The sequence below is a fragment of the Paenibacillus oenotherae genome (assembly GCF_019443105.1).
Taxonomy (GTDB): Bacteria; Bacillota; Bacilli; order Paenibacillales; family Paenibacillaceae; genus Paenibacillus_Z; species Paenibacillus_Z oenotherae.
This window is the reverse complement of record NZ_JAHZIJ010000001.1, coordinates 173,986-187,987: the sequence shown is the minus strand read 5'-3', so window position 1 is coordinate 187,987 and position 14,002 is coordinate 173,986. Positions and strand designations below refer to the sequence as shown.

General features: G+C 49.7%; 17 protein-coding genes. All 17 read left to right on the top strand.

What is annotated here, in order from left to right; translation table 11 throughout:
- Positions 1–15 precede the first annotated feature (15 nt).
- The 17 genes from K0T92_RS00815 (at position 16) to K0T92_RS00735 (ending at position 13,986) form a co-directional block, all read left to right on the top strand.
- Entirely contained in the window at positions 16–1,257 is a 1,242-nt protein-coding gene (locus K0T92_RS00815) for a protein-glutamate methylesterase/protein-glutamine glutaminase (protein ID WP_219870520.1), read from the top strand.
- Between the two features lie 47 nt (positions 1,258–1,304).
- Complete coding sequence (locus tag K0T92_RS00810; RefSeq protein WP_219870519.1) at positions 1,305–3,395, top strand: chemotaxis protein CheA; 2,091 nt, start codon at positions 1,305–1,307, stop codon at positions 3,393–3,395.
- A 13-nt stretch (positions 3,396–3,408) separates the two neighbouring features.
- Entirely contained in the window at positions 3,409–3,870 is a 462-nt protein-coding gene (locus K0T92_RS00805) for a chemotaxis protein CheW (protein ID WP_219870518.1), read from the top strand.
- A 3-nt stretch (positions 3,871–3,873) separates the two neighbouring features.
- Positions 3,874–4,494, top strand: coding sequence for a chemotaxis protein CheC (locus K0T92_RS00800; RefSeq protein ID WP_219870517.1), 621 nt, complete (start codon positions 3,874–3,876; stop codon positions 4,492–4,494).
- Complete coding sequence (locus K0T92_RS00795) at positions 4,491–4,985, top strand: chemotaxis protein CheD (RefSeq protein ID WP_219870516.1); 495 nt, start codon at positions 4,491–4,493, stop codon at positions 4,983–4,985. Before K0T92_RS00800 ends, K0T92_RS00795 begins: the two co-directional genes overlap by 4 nt.
- A gap of 1 nt (position 4,986) precedes the next feature.
- Positions 4,987–5,415 (top strand): hypothetical protein, encoded by a 429-nt coding sequence (locus K0T92_RS00790; protein WP_219870515.1) that lies wholly within the window; start codon positions 4,987–4,989, stop codon positions 5,413–5,415.
- A 5-nt stretch (positions 5,416–5,420) separates the two neighbouring features.
- Complete coding sequence (locus tag K0T92_RS00785) at positions 5,421–6,206, top strand: FliA/WhiG family RNA polymerase sigma factor (RefSeq protein WP_219870514.1); 786 nt, start codon at positions 5,421–5,423, stop codon at positions 6,204–6,206.
- Between the two features lie 24 nt (positions 6,207–6,230).
- Entirely contained in the window at positions 6,231–7,637 is a 1,407-nt protein-coding gene (locus K0T92_RS00780) for a flagellar assembly protein A (RefSeq protein WP_219870513.1), read from the top strand.
- 49 nt (positions 7,638–7,686) lie between these two features.
- Positions 7,687–8,019, top strand: coding sequence for a hypothetical protein (locus K0T92_RS00775; protein WP_219870512.1), 333 nt, complete (start codon positions 7,687–7,689; stop codon positions 8,017–8,019).
- A 36-nt stretch (positions 8,020–8,055) separates the two neighbouring features.
- A complete protein-coding gene (locus tag K0T92_RS00770; protein WP_219870511.1) occupies positions 8,056–8,625 on the top strand; it encodes a DUF6115 domain-containing protein in 570 nt (189 codons plus the stop codon).
- Positions 8,618–9,208, top strand: a complete 591-nt coding sequence (locus K0T92_RS00765; RefSeq protein WP_219870510.1) for a hypothetical protein — start codon at positions 8,618–8,620, stop codon at positions 9,206–9,208. Before K0T92_RS00770 ends, K0T92_RS00765 begins: the two co-directional genes overlap by 8 nt.
- A 263-nt stretch (positions 9,209–9,471) precedes the next feature.
- Positions 9,472–10,170, top strand: a complete 699-nt coding sequence (gene rpsB, locus K0T92_RS00760) for a 30S ribosomal protein S2 (protein ID WP_219870509.1) — start codon at positions 9,472–9,474, stop codon at positions 10,168–10,170.
- Between the two features lie 105 nt (positions 10,171–10,275).
- Entirely contained in the window at positions 10,276–10,926 is a 651-nt protein-coding gene (tsf, locus tag K0T92_RS00755) for a translation elongation factor Ts (RefSeq protein ID WP_219870508.1), read from the top strand.
- 112 nt (positions 10,927–11,038) lie between these two features.
- Positions 11,039–11,767: a UMP kinase gene (gene pyrH, locus K0T92_RS00750; protein WP_219870507.1), complete on the top strand. Its 729-nt coding sequence runs from the start codon at positions 11,039–11,041 to the stop codon at positions 11,765–11,767.
- A complete protein-coding gene (gene frr / locus K0T92_RS00745) occupies positions 11,767–12,321 on the top strand; it encodes a ribosome recycling factor (RefSeq protein WP_219870506.1) in 555 nt (184 codons plus the stop codon). Before pyrH ends, frr begins: the two co-directional genes overlap by 1 nt.
- Before the next feature lie 85 nt (positions 12,322–12,406).
- The gene (gene uppS, locus K0T92_RS00740; protein WP_246627834.1) at positions 12,407–13,162 is read left to right on the top strand and encodes an undecaprenyl pyrophosphate synthase; all 756 of its coding nucleotides are present in this window, start codon (positions 12,407–12,409) and stop codon (positions 13,160–13,162) included.
- 26 nt (positions 13,163–13,188) lie between these two features.
- Positions 13,189–13,986, top strand: coding sequence for a phosphatidate cytidylyltransferase (locus K0T92_RS00735; protein WP_219870504.1), 798 nt, complete (start codon positions 13,189–13,191; stop codon positions 13,984–13,986).
- Positions 13,987–14,002 lie beyond the last annotated feature (16 nt).

The window sequence follows — 14,002 nt, the reverse complement described above, 5'->3', positions numbered from 1 at the left end:
AGGAGGGAGATGCCGATGAGCCCTTACCGTGTGCTTGTGGTCGATGATTCCGCTTTTATGCGCAAAATTTTCTGTGATCTGATTGCATCGGACAAGCAGTTTGAAATTGTTGCAACGGCCACTAATGGTTATGAAGCGATAGATTCTGTCGAGCGATTAAAGCCGGATGTTATTACGATGGATTTGGAAATGCCGGAGATGAACGGACTGGAAGCTCTGGAACGTATTATGCGTACTCTTCCAACGCCGATTATAATGCTCTCCAGCATAAGCGACGATGCTACGAGAGAAACAATAAAAGCGCTGCAAATCGGGGCATTCGATTTCATTCGCAAGCCGTCCGGGCCGTTATCGCCTGATATTCATAAAGTTGGCGAGATGCTGCTGGAAAAAATGCGAATCGCAGTATTGACGAAGCGCGTGCATCAGACCGCTGCGCCAATAGAGAAGCCTGCTCCGAAACTAACGCCTGACGTTAAGCTGGAGCGGACATTCAAGCCGAGGCCAAAGGCTGCAGACAGCCCGATAAGCAAAGCACCGCCGGATGTGCAGGGCAAGACAATGGATGGCCAATCGGTTAAGAAACCGGTGGCAATCCATAAACCGAAACAATTGGCCGCTCAGGATATTCTGCTGGAGCCTCATAAGCCCGTAGACAAAAAGCCCCAGCCTAGCAGTACCTTCCAGCATTTGATTACAATCGGCACTTCAACAGGAGGGCCGCGGGCGCTTCATGAGGTTATTACGGCGCTGCCGGGAGATTTGCCCGCACCAGTACTGGTCGTACAGCATATGCCGCCCAAATTCACCCACTCATTGGCACAGCGGCTGGATACCTTCAGCAACTTGCGGGTAGTTGAAGCGACCAATGGGGAGCGGGTTAATGCCGGGATGGTATATATAGCGCCTGGCGGCAATCATATGGAGCTGGCGAAGGACAGCAGAGGTTATTACATACGACTGACACAAGAACCAACACGCAATGGGCATCGCCCGTCTGTTGATGTGATGTTCGAGTCCTGCACCTCCTTCAAGGAGCTTAGGAGACATTCCGTCATTATGACGGGTATGGGAAGCGACGGAGTCAAGGGAATGAAGGCATTGAATGAGAGCGGTGGTGAAAGCGCCATTGCTGAAGCCGAAGAATCATGCGTCGTATATGGGATGCCTCGTTCAGCAATCGAAGCAGGGGTCGCCAAGACGGTCGTTCCGCTGCGTCAAATCGCATCCAGACTAGTAGAGGCTGTTATGAAGTAACAGATATATTTTCGATTGGCAACCATTCAATCAGGAGGTGTATGGAAATGGATATGAATGCCTATTTATCGATGTTCATTGATGAATCGAACGATCATCTTCAGGCGCTTAACGAAAACCTTCTGCGTCTGGAAGGTGATCCGGAGGATTTGAGCATCGTCCAGAACATATTCCGATCCGCTCATACGCTTAAAGGCATGTCGGCGACAATGGGATTTGAGGATCTCGCTTCTTTGACTCACGAAATGGAGAACGTGCTGGATCTGGTGCGCAACAACAAGTTGAAAATGGACAGCTTTATTTTCGACACGCTGTTTAAGGGTTTAGATGCGCTGGAATCGATGGTACAAGATATTATAGGCGGCGGAACAGGTAAAGCGGATGTAACGGAGATCGTGAAGTCGCTGAAAGCTATCGAGAAGGGCGAGCACAAGTCACAGGCTGCAGCGCCAGCCGCATCTGCAGGGAGCGCTGGATCATCCAACAGCTCGGCACTGCTGGATGAATTCCAAACATCGGTGCTGCTGCAATCTATTGAATCCGGCCACTCCGTCTACCATATCGTCGTTACAGTACGCGAGGATTGCTTGCTGAAAGCTGCCAGAGCTTATATGGTGTTCGATTTCCTGGAACGCAGCGGAGAGGTTGTTAAATCGATTCCAAGCGTCCAAGATATTGAGCAGGAAAAATTCGATAACTCCTTTACGGTGTTTACAATCTCCAATATTAATGAGCAGGAGCTCCGCAAAGGAATCGAATCCGTCTCCGAAATAGCGGGCTGCGAGATTATTGGACTGGATAGTGAAACCTTAAAGCAAATCAGCAGCGGGACCGGCACAGGAGCGGCCAAACCGGATTTGGCTTCGGAAGCGAAACCGCAGCCAGAGGCAGCCCAGCAAATAAGCGCGGCCCGTTCACAGACAGCGGCAACCGCAGCTCCAGCAGCTGCCCCTGCATCGTCAGGCGCTACGGGGGGCGGCGGCGCTGCATCCCGCACGATCCGTGTTGATATTGAACGGCTGGATGCGCTCATGAATTTATTCAGTGAACTGCTTATTGATCGTGTTCGCCTTGAGCAGCTTGCCAGCGAAGTGAAGAGCACCGAGTTGTCAGAGACGGTTGAGCATATGTCCCGTGTCAGCGGCGACTTGCAAAATATTGTGCTCAAGCTGCGGATGGTGCCTGTGGAATCTGTCTTCAACCGGTTCCCACGGATGGTACGCGACCTGGCCAAGTCACTCGATAAGAAGGTAGAGCTCATCATTACGGGTGCTGAAACAGAGCTGGATCGTACCGTAATCGACGAGATTGGCGACCCGCTCGTACATTTGCTTCGCAACTCGCTTGACCACGGTATCGAATCGGTCGCTGACCGGATTGCGGCAGGCAAGCCCGAGACAGGAATTGTTCATTTGCGCGCCTTCCACAGCGGCAACCATGTCTTTATCGAGGTGGAGGAAGACGGGAAGGGAATCAACCGCGACAAGGTTAAGGAAATAGCGGTCAAGAATGGCGTTGTCACTGCAGAAGAGGCCAAGCGCTTGAATGATAGCGAGATCAACATGCTAATCTTTGCGCCAGGCTTCAGTACAGCGGACAAAATATCCGATATATCCGGACGCGGTGTAGGGCTTGATGTCGTACGAACGAAGATCACTTCTCTTGGCGGTAATGTCACGATTGATTCTGAGCCTGGCAGAGGGACTAAATTCTCGATTCAGCTGCCGCTGACACTGTCGATCATATCGGCAATGCTTGTCAAGCTCGGAGATGAGAAGTATGCGATTCCGCTTTCCTCTATTGTAGAAACAGGCATCATACGCAAGGAGCAAATCCGCAACATTCACGGCAATTTGATGATTGAATACCGCGGCAGTGTCATACCGGTCGTATCGCTCAGCCAGGTGCTTCAATCACCTTCATATAGCGAAGAAGATGAAGCGGAGACCGAAATTGTCGTCATTCGCAAAGGGGACAAGCAGGGCGCGATTATGGTGGACGAATTTATTGGCCAGAGCGAGATCGTCCTCAAGTCGCTTGGCAAATATTTAACGAACATTCCGGCTGTATCTGGAGCTACGATTCTTGGCGATGGCCAAGTGGCATTAATTATCGATCCGAATGCGCTCATAAAATAAGGAGGGATAACGCATGGGTGAGGAAATCAAGGTTATCGTTTTTGGACTTGCTAACGAAGAATATGGCATCGAAGTAGAGAAAGTTCGTACAATCGAGCGAATGATCCCCATAACACGAGTACCCAAAACACCTGCCTTCATCAAAGGAGTCATCAATCTGCGCGGAGTAGTGCTTCCTGTCATTGATCTGCGGGGACGGTTTAATCTGGAGGAATCAGAGCCGACAGACAGCTCGCGGATTATTATTGTTGCCGTCAATGATCTGGAGGTAGGATTCGTTGTGGATGCTGCCAATGATGTTATCGATATCGATACGGACAGCATTGATTCACCTCCGGAGGTCGTGGGAGGCATCAAGGCCAAATATTTGCACGGAGTAGCCAAGATCGGTGACAATCGCCTGCTTATTATGCTTAACCTGGCCGAAGTGTTGAACAAGAATGAAATCATCCAGCTAGAGCAGCTGGAGGACTAAGCCGTGAATCCTTTATCCAAGCTGGAGGCCTTTAAACTGGATGTGCTGAAGGAAGTCGGTAATATCGGAGCAGGTAACGCGGCCACTGCTTTATCCAGACTTCTGGACAAGCCGGTTGATATGAAGGTGCCAACAGTCAATCTTATTCCTTTCGAGCAGGTTGCGGACAAGGTGGGAGGTTTGGAGCAAGTCGTCGTCGCTGTTTTTCTGCGGGTAGAGGGTGATGCTCCAGGCAATATGTTCTTCTTGATCAAAGAGGATTCCGCCAAGAGACTGTTGAACAGCCTGCTTTCTTTAGAGGTTCGGGACGATAACGGATATTCGGAGATGGAGTTGTCCGCTCTGTCCGAAATTGGCAATATTCTAGCAGGCTCTTACTTATCTTCTCTCGCTGATTTTACCAAGCTGTCTATGTCGCCGACGGTTCCGGCATTAGCAGTCGATATGGCTGGAGCGATACTGAGCTATGGGCTTGTACAGTACGGTGAGATGGGCGACTCCGCACTATTGATTGATACTACATTCTTTGAGGGCCGGGAGGATCTGGAAGGCCATTTCTTCCTCATTCCTGACCCTGAGTCGTTCGACAAAATTTTCAGCTCTTTGGGAGTGCCATCTGAATGATACAGCAGAACGTGGTGAAAGTAGGCATGGCCGATTTAAATATTTCTTCCGACGGCGGTACGCTCAGGACGACCGGACTCGGATCATGTGTCGGTTTGATTCTATTCGATGAGCGCAACAGGATTGCCGGTATGGCACATGTCATGCTGCCAACTTCGGAAATTGCCCGGGAGTCATCTATAAATTTAGCCAAATATGCAGACACCGCGATCCCGGAGCTGATCCAGAGAATGAAGCAAGCTGGCGCGATGACAAGCCGTCTCACTGCCAAGATGGCGGGAGGCGCCCAGATGTTCGCGTTTGCGATGCAGAGCGAAGCGATGAGAATCGGACCGCGCAATGTGGAATCTTGCAAGGAAATGCTGACGAGATTCGATATCCCCTTGCTAGGGGAAGATACGGGCGGGAATTATGGCCGGACGATAGAGTTCGATAGTACAAGAGGAATCTTGGTCATTCGAAGCGTCCAACTTGGAATAAAGGAGATTTAAGATGATTGGAACCTGGCGTTGGAACGTTGCATTTGGTATATGCGGGTCTGTGCTTACGCTGCTGTTCTCCTTGGGCAGCAATGGGCTTGCCGTAACTAGCATGCGGTGCCTGTACGCCTTTATCGCATTTTTTGTACTCATGTATTTGTTTCGTGCAGTTATTGCTCTCATACTGCAGCCTGGTGCAGTTCCGCTGGCGGAGGAATCCCAATCTCAGGATGAGGCCAGAGGCATTCAGGTGGATATGTCGACGCCGGATGAGAGCGACGAATTGAATGATTTACTTAAACAGCAAATGGACGGGAACGTACAGCTTGAGCCTGGCGCACAGTCGAACTTTCAACCGCTGACTCCACCTAAGCTTGTATCGACTCCAAACAAAGAGCCTGAAGAATTGGCCAAAGCAGTACGTCACCTTACGGGAGGGTGAGTTGAATGATAGAGCCGAAAGCACCTCATTTGTCTAACATCGAGATCTGGCAGAAGTGGAAAGAAGAAGGGGACATTGAAGCGAAGAAACGGCTTATCGAACATTACTTATCTTTGGTTGATTATGTAAGCAACCGCATGGCGATCGGATTGCCCAAGAACGTCTCCAAGGACGATCTGGCCAGCAATGGAGTAATGGGACTAATCGATGCCATCGAGAAATTCGATTACCGCCGCGGACTCCAGTTCGAAACCTACGCATCCTGGCGGATCAGGGGATCCATCATTGATGGATTGCGTCAGGGAGATTGGGTTCCGCGATCCGTGCGCGAGAAGGCGAAGAAGATTGAGGAAGCCTACCAGCATTTGGAGCAGCAGTATCTTCGTTCCGTCTCCGATGCGGAGATAAGTGAATATTTGAGCATCAGCGAGAAGGAATTCGGACATATGCTGCAGGAGATTGCGGTAACAACCGTTTGTTCGCTGGAGGATCCCATCAAAGAGGAAGAGTCGGAAACACGGCTGTCCCTTCTTATTGATGAGAAAGCCAAAAATCCGGATTATAAGGTGCATGAATTTTATTTGAAGGAATCGCTTGTAAGAGGAATCGACCGCCTGACAGAGAAAGAGAGAACGGTCATTTCCTTATTCTATTATGAAGAGCTGTCCCTGAGTGAAATTGCGGAAGTGATGTGTTTATCGCCGTCACGGATCTCGCAGCTTCATTCCAAGGCAATTCTAAGATTGCGCGGCGCTCTGGACAAGCAAAAGGATCAGTTAATGCAGCGCTAAATATATTGAAAGGGGGGACGTCAGTTGTCAACTTATGAAACGCTTGAAACTTACATAGTCATCCAGATCTCACCTGATAAACTTACAGCTCATTTAAGGTTTAATGTTGCGGACGAGAATCTCACCATCACTTCTAAACAGCTTGAGGAATTTGTGAGAAGTCATGGCGTTATCCACGGAATTGACCTTAATGTGCTTGCCAACATTGCCAGGCAGCCGAAATTATACTTCAATAGTCAGACACTAGTAGCGCAGGGCGAGATGGCTGTCAACGGTGAGGACGGGGCTATTCGTTTCTCGTATGATATGAAGGAAGAACAGCACAAGCCGGTTGAAATTGAGGGCGGGAAAGTTGATTTCAAAGAAATCACGCAGCTTAAAAATGTCAGACGCGGTCAATTGATCGCGGAGAAAGTACCAGCAACGGAAGGCAAACCTGGCAAAGCGGTTACCGGTGATGATATAGCTGGAAAGAATGGTAAGGAAGCTTATTTCAAATTAGGCAAAAATGTCGTCCTGAACCCTGAACAAACAGCACTTTATGCAGCAATAGACGGACTAATCACAATGACCGACAAAAACAAAATCAACGTGTTTCCTATTTATGAGGTTAACGGTGATGTTGATTATAATATCGGCAATATTGATTTCGTAGGAACTGTTGTCGTGCGCGGCAATGTACTGACAGGCTTCCGGATTAAAGCTTCTGGCGATATACGGGTTATCGGGGGCGTTGAGGGCGCTGAGCTGGAATCAGAGGGCTCAATCGAAATAACCGGAGGCATACTGGCAAGCAATAAAGGTTATGTCAAGGCCGGCAAGAACGTCAAGAGCTCATTTATCCAGGATGGGAACGTAACGGCAATGGAGGATGTGCTTGTTACCCAAAGTATTATGCACTCTCATGTGCGTGCTGGCAGAAACGTAGTTTGCAGCGGGACCAAAGGTCTTGTTGTAGGAGGAATGATACAGGCTGGAGAGCGGGTCGTCGCAAGGACGATCGGCAATACCATGTCAACTGCCACAGCCATTGAGGTCGGCGTTCGGCCAGAGCTGCGCTCGGAGCTTCTGGAGCTTAGACAGCACTTGAAGTCAACAGGCGAGAACCTGGATAAGACAGAGAAGGCGTTAACGTTGCTTGATCAGCTTGCTGCTGCAGGACAGCTGCCATCAGACAAGCTGGCGCTCAGGATCAAGCTGGGCGCGACCAAGCGTCAAGCAGTTGAAGAAATGTCTGTATCTCGAGAACGCATTCTGGAAATAGAGAAGTCGCTTGAGGACACCGATACTGCGAGAGTAGACGTCATCAATACCATCTACGGCGGAACGAAAATTGTTATCGGACGCTACACGCGCTTTGTGAAGGATCCTACGCAGCGAATTTCCTTCCGTTATTCAGAAGGCGATATTGTGATGGCTCCTTATCTTTAATGGAGAGGTTGGAAGCGGACAAATTGCATGATTAAGGGAGGAGTAACGGATGCCCTATAAATCGATTGACCTGCAGGCCTCTATACCACGAACGCCGGATACTGCCGCATTGCAAAATCAAATGCTGCATAAGCCTGTCGCCGACCAAACTCGTTTGGAAGGTGACAGTGCCAAACAAACGGAATTGATGCGCAGCAAGAATAGTGCGGTTGAACAAGGCAGCAAGCTGGGCATTAAAGATAATAAGCAGCGTGAAGCAGGCTCGAAATCGCAGAAACGAAAAAACGCCGGCAACCGGGATGACGCGCTGGAGCAGTCTGAGGACAAGCAGGCGGCCCAGACACATCCTTACAAAGGCCAGCACATTGATATATCGCTTTAGATACCGCATTAATTACCGGATTGCAGGTGAAACGTAATGGAACCTTGGCATACGATCGTTCTATTGGGCGCAGTTGCTGTAGTTTTCGCTGTTATTATGCCGCGTAAATCCGCGCCAGGCAGCGATCAATCTTCTACTGTACGCAATATGGAAACAGCATTGGAGCAATTCATGGAGAACATGGAGGCCGACAATCGCGAGATGGTCGAGCTTGTAACAAGCGCCCAGAAGGAAGCACAGGAGCAAGCAAAGCGGCGTGAAGAGCGGATCAATCAATTGGAGCAGCGCTGCGGCGAACTGGAGCAATCGTTGGTTAACCAGGCCAAATCGCAGCCCGCAGCAGAGGCATTTGCCCCTGGCAACCAGCCGGCGGCGGCTTCTCATGAACCGGAAGCAATGCCGGAGTCCGCAATCCCGGAGACAGCAGCTGAAGAGGTGCAGGAGCAGGAGGCGGCATCGATCCGCAATCGATACACGGAATTGTTCGCGCTTCATGACAATGGCAAGTCAGTTGAGGCCATTGCGAAGAAGCTTGGCATGAACAAGGGAGAAGTGCTGTTGATTCTCCAGTTATCCAGGCAGGAGGAAGAAAGCCGTCATGAATAAACGACCTTTTCTACTTGGGCTTGGTATCGGGCTAATTATTGGAGCTGCCCTCCTCCAGCTTATGCTCGTTGGACAGCAGCAGGCTGATAATCTGGACCACTTCAATCAAGATACGGATACCTCCGGTTCCAAGCTGTATACGCAAGAGGAGCTTGACAGCAAGCTGGCCGAGGCGGCCGAGCGGATTAGAGCGGAAGAAATGCAGAAGGTTCAGAAGGCCAAGGATGAGGAGCAGAAGGCGGAGGATGCAAAGCCAGAGGCGAATAAGGATACATCTGTACCTCAACCTCAACCGAAGGCCCCATCAGCTGCTGAAGGGAAGGCTGCAAAAGACTCTGAGCCCGGGAGAACTATCGTCCGCATCGTTCCGGGATCAGACCTGACCGAGACAGCCGCTTTGCTGGAGAAGCATGGAGTAATCGAGAACCAGAAGTCCTTCATATCCCTGATGCGTAAAGAGAGCAACAAAATACGCGCGGGCTATTTTGCATTTGAGGGCGACTTAACCTTGCAGCAGGTGAAGAAGGTCATTACAGGGCAGCCGCTCCCTCCTGAGGAAGCGAAGCGGCAGTTGAAGGAGTAGGCGATGCGGGGCCAAAGCTGAGGCCTGCTGGCGTGCGGATCATTCTTCCCATCGCTGTTGTCTCTGGATTTCTTCATTTTGATGCTGAAAAATAGATGATTGCTTGTTGCATGGTGGATGGCAGTTATGGTATAGTAATTGACGGTGTTAAAAACACACGCGAATTAATTTCGTCAAGGGTGCTTCGGCCCGGCCGAAGTTTTGACGAAAGATGATATTTGCGGAGGAAACCAAAAAAACCATTGTACAGGAGGTGTGTGAGGATGGCGGTAATTTCCATGAAACAGCTTCTAGAAGCTGGGGTGCACTTCGGTCATCAGACTCGTCGTTGGAACCCTAAGATGGATCGTTATATCTTCACTGAAAGAAACGGTATTTACATTATTGACTTGCAGAAGACGGTTAAGAAAGTTGAGGAAGCTTACAACTTCGTTCGCGAAGTAGCAGGCACAGGCGGTACGATCCTCTTCGTCGGTACCAAGAAGCAAGCTCAAGATTCGGTTAAAGAAGAAGCAGAGCGTTGCGGCAACTTCTACATTAACCAACGTTGGCTCGGCGGCACGCTGACTAACTTCCAAACAATCCAAAAACGTATCGATCGTCTGAAAACACTTGAGAAGTGGGAAGAAGACGGTACATTCAACGTATTGCCTAAGAAAGAAGTTATCATTCTCCGCAAAGAGAAAGATCGCCTCGAGAAATTCCTGGGCGGTATTAAAGGCATGAAAGGATTGCCTAGCGCGCTGTTCATTATTGACCCGCGTAAAGAGCGTATCGCTGTTGCGGAAGCTCGCAAGCTTGGTATCCCAATTGTCGGTATCGTTGATACCAACTGTGATCCGGACGAGATCGACTATGTTATTCCGGGTAACGATGACGCAATCCGCGCAGTTAAGTTGCTGACAGCTAAGATGGCTGATGCAATCGTGGAAGCGAACCAAGGCGAACAAGCGACTGTATAGTCGTCTTTAATAAGTCAACACGAAGGGTGGTCAGAAGGTGATAAACCTCTCACCGCCCTTTTTTTCGAATGAGAATATGATAGATCATACTAGGAGGTCTCCATCATGGCAGTTAGTGCGAGTGCAGTTAAAGAATTGCGTGAAAAAACAGGTGCAGGCATGCTCGATTGCAAGAAAGCGCTTGATGAAACGAATGGCGATGTATCCAAAGCAATCGATCTGCTCCGCGAGAAAGGCCTTTCTGCTGCAGCTAACAAAGCAGGTCGTGTAGCTACAGAAGGCGTTGTTGAATCTTACATTCATGCGGGCGGCCGTATCGGCGTTCTCGTAGAAATCAACTGCGAAACGGACTTCGTAGGCAAAACGGATCAATTCCGTGACTTTGCTCGTGATATCGCCATGCAAATTGCAGCGGCTAATCCGAAATTCGTGAGCCGTGAAGAAGTATCTCAGGCAGAGCTGGACAAAGAGCGTGAGATTCTTACAGCTCAAGCATTAAACGAAGGCAAGCCTGAGAAAATCGTTGAGAAAATGGTTGAAGGCCGTCTTGGCAAATACTACGAAGAGTTCTGTTTGCTGGAGCAGTCTTTCATCAAAGATCCAGACAAAACGATCGCTCAACTGCTGAACGAAAAAATCAGCACAATCGGCGAAAACATTTCGATCCGTCGCTTTGTTCGTTATGAGCTTGGCGAAGGCTTGGAGAAAAAAGAAGACAACTTCGTTGCTGAAGTTATGTCTCAGGCAAAACTGTAAACCGAACGCACAAGGCGGGGCGGGGCGTCCGCCCCGCCTATTTGTTTAAATAGAAGTGCATAATAAAAAGTATGCGGCCTATGAACAAGGTCAAAGATGGAGGTATACCACGTTGCAAAGTCCCGTGTACAAAAGAATCGTCCTGAAGGTTAGCGGTGAATCGCTTGCTGGCAATAACGGATATGGAATTGACGCAGCTGTTATAGCATCGATAGCGGAACAAGTCAAAGAGGTTGTTGAATTAAATGTTGAAGTGGCGATCGTATGCGGCGGCGGCAATATTTGGCGCGGCATTGCCGGTACTGCCAAAGGAATAGACCGTGCGACAGCCGATTACATGGGCATGCTTGCAACGGTAATGAATTCATTGGCGCTTCAAGATGCGCTGGAGCAGATTGAAGTTCCGACACGAGTACAAACCTCGATCGCGATGCAGCAAATTGCGGAGCCTTATATTCGCCGCCGCGCTATTCGCCATCTGGAGAAGGGCCGTGTCGTTATATTCGCTGCTGGAACAGGCAATCCGTTCTTCTCGACAGACACAACTGCTGCGCTTCGCGCTGCCGAAATCGAGGCGGAAGTCATTCTGATGGCGAAGAACAAAGTTGATGGCGTTTATTCAGCTGATCCATTCAAAGATGCGACAGCAGAGAAATTCGAGACCCTCACTTACCTGGATGTATTGAATCGCAATCTGGGAGTAATGGACTCGACGGCATCGTCACTATGTATGGATAACAATATTCCGCTTGTCGTATTCTCAATAACGGAGCAAGGCAACATTAAACGTGTTGTTCTGGGAGAAAAAATCGGAACCATTGTAAAAGGGAGTGTAGATTAATGCCGCAATCGATTAAGAAAAGCGCAGAGGATCGGATGGAGAAAGCGATCGGCGCATTGAAACGGGATCTCTCCACACTGCGTGCTGGCCGGGCAACGCCAGCGCTGCTGGATCGCGTGCAGGTTGAATACTATGGTGCAATGACACCGGTGAGCCAATTGGCGAACATCAATACGCCAGATACCCGCACACTGCTCATTCAACCGTGGGACAAGACTTCGCTTGCTGCAATAGAGAAGGCAATCTTGAAATCCGATCTTGGATTGACGCCTTCTAATGATGGAAGTACAATTCGTATTGGCATTCCTGCTCTGACGGAAGAACGCCGTGCTGAGCTAGTCAAGATGACGAAGAAGTTTGGTGAAGAGGCCAAGGTTGCGATTCGCAATGTGCGCCGTGATGCCAATGACGATATTAAGAAGCTGGAAAAAACGGATATTTCAGAAGATGAGTCACGCCGTCATCAGGATGATGTCCAGAAGACGACTGACAAATTTGTTGGAGAGGTAGATAAAGTTCTGGCCTCCAAAGAGAAAGAGATCATGGAAGTATAAAGCAAGCTCACCGGCCCCTCCAACAGGTGGGGTTTGTTGCATAAATTGACGTTAGCGGTGGGAGGTATAGCGCGTGTTTCAGCGATTGAAGGCATTATTCGGAGGGACGCCAAAGCCCGCTTCAGAGCAGGTGCCTAGTGCCGATAAAATACCGCAGCATATAGCAGTCATTATGGATGGTAACGGCAGATGGGCAAAGAGCCGCGGTTTGCCGCGGATGGCCGGTCACCATTCCGGAATGAAGACAGTCAAACGGATTACGATGGCAGCCGACCGTCTAGGCGTCAAATATTTAACGTTATATGCGTTTTCGACAGAGAACTGGAAGCGGCCGAAGGCGGAAGTTGAGTTTCTGATGAAGCTTCCCCAGGAGTTTCTAGCCATTGAGCTGAAAGAGCTGGTAGACAAAAATGTGCAGGTTCGCATGATGGGCTACAAGGGCGATCTGCCGGATCATACCTTGCAAGCCATTGAAGAAGCGATCCGGCAAACGGCGAATAATACGGGACTTGTGCTTAATTTTGCGATTAATTATGGCAGCCGGAAAGAAATGATTGAGGCTGTCCGCTTAATCGGAGAAGAAGTTAAGGCTGGACGGCTGCTGCCGGAGCAAATCGATGAATCGCATATGGAATCCAGCCTGCTATCGGCTGGCATGCCGAATCCTGACTTGCTCATTCGAACAAGCGGGGAGCTGCGGATAAGCAACTTTATGCTTTGGCAGCTTGCGTATAGCGAACTATGGTTCACCGATGTGTACTGGCCTGAATTTACAGAAGAACATTTTTATGAAGCCGTTCGCGAATATCAGCGTCGCGTGCGTCGTTATGGCGGTGTATAGCCGGCTTTACTGGAGAGTGCGTCGCAATGAAACAACGAATCGTAACAGGCGTCATCGGCGGCGCCATATTTATCCTCTTAACTATACTGGGCGGTTGGTTCTTCTATGGCCTGCTTTTATTGCTTGCTCTAATTGGATTCTGGGAATTTATTCGAATGAATGGCTTGCAGTGGCATCATCCGGCATCCTTGATTGGATATGCCGGCGTGCTGTTCCTTCTGGTACCATGGGGTGAACTGGGGCTAAGGGAGCCTTCAGCACTACATATGATTTGGCTGCTTATGTTTTTGTTATTGGCGGCAACGGTTATGACCAAGAACAAATTCACAATAGATGGAGCGGCTCTGCTTCTCCTTGGAGCGCTCTACGTAGGCTATGGCTTCAATGCGATGTTTGAGGTGCGCAATGGAGATATGCATGGCCTGCTCACAACACTGATGGCATTCGGAGCAATCTGGGCATCTGACAGCGGCGCCTACTTCACAGGCCGGGCATTCGGCAAGCACAAGCTGTGGCCCTCCATTAGCCCGAACAAGACGATTGAAGGCTCGCTGGGCGGTGTGCTTCTGGCAGTTATTGTCACCGCCATATTTGCCTTTGCGGTACCGGATGTCATTGATTTGGGACGCGCGCTGCTGATCGGTCTGGTCGCTGCCATAGCCGGGCAGCTAGGTGATCTGATTCAATCCGCATATAAGCGGGTTCGCGGAATAAAGGATACCGGGGCACTGTTGCCAGGTCATGGCGGTGTGCTTGATCGCTGCGACAGCTGGCTTATCGTGTTTCCGCTTCTAGTAATGACAGATTTACTGCCGCTTGGCTAGAAGAGAAGGATAGGTG